This window comes from Bradyrhizobium sp. Crot121, assembly GCF_059512385.1.
This window is the reverse complement of the sequence record NZ_JCAMOR010000278.1, coordinates 1-886: the sequence shown is the minus strand read 5'-3', so window position 1 is coordinate 886 and position 886 is coordinate 1. Positions and strand designations below refer to the sequence as shown.

The following is an 886-nucleotide window of genomic DNA, read 5'->3' as shown; positions in this document are numbered from 1 at the left end:
CAAGGGCGGCAAGGATGTCTTCGTCCACATCTCGGCCGTTGAAAAAGCGGGGCTGAGCGGTCTCAATGAGGGGACCAGGGTCAGCTACGAAGAGATGACCAACAGGGGCAAGACGTCCGCTGAAAATCTAAGAGTCGGATGAATTCAAAACCGCCAGTTCACGCTGGCGGGCCCCTTTCAGAGTGTGTTGGCGAACCTCAGCCGGCGCTAGTTGCAGGGCGTATTTATCCACGCGCCATCGTATGGCCTGTATCCACACCCAGGCGGACCGGGAAGCCGCCCAGAAGGGCCATTAGGGCGCGGACCGCGCGGAGGCGGAAGCTTGGTCGTTGCGCATGGAAGGCTACGGCGGGACCAGCCATCCCTGATGCCCGTCGGCTCCTAGCTGTTGGCTTGCGCTCGGCTGCGCCAGCTCTCATGACCCAGCAACGAGATTCACGATTAAGGCGATCGTCGGCAATGCCGCCAAGGCAAGTAGACCAACCGAAATAGGAAGATCGTCCGCGTGTCGAGAGTTCATGGGTCGGTTGTCCATGTAATGCTGGGGGCGGAAGTGGGGCAGAACCCGCTCGATAGAATGCGTAGACACTCAATTTCGCACGTTTGTGAGGAGTTAGATGTAGCCTAGATCACGTTCCGAAATGCGAGGTTGAGCTTCCCAGAGGCCGCGCCGGTTCTTCACCATTCCGTCCGCATGTATTCGCTGCGTTCGGATATCAAAATCGCGCCCGGGGCGACTCCAGGGCTTGTGGATTGACGTGGAAAGGCGCGGCGAGAGTGTCGCCACCCTCTCCGAAATTCATACCGACGGCACCCCCGCCGTTATGGCGAACGTATCAATGCACCCGGAATGATGGTCGTGCCGACCACTCTCGCGAGGCGCACA

1 protein-coding gene is annotated in these 886 nt (G+C 59.5%); it reads left to right on the top strand.

All coding sequences use genetic code 11. The features are described 5' to 3' along the window. Nucleotides 1-142 (top strand): cold-shock protein (locus AC5ZGW_RS46505; protein WP_496114187.1); only part of this gene is annotated, 142 nt, incomplete at its 5' end. Nucleotides 143-886 lie beyond the last annotated feature (744 nt).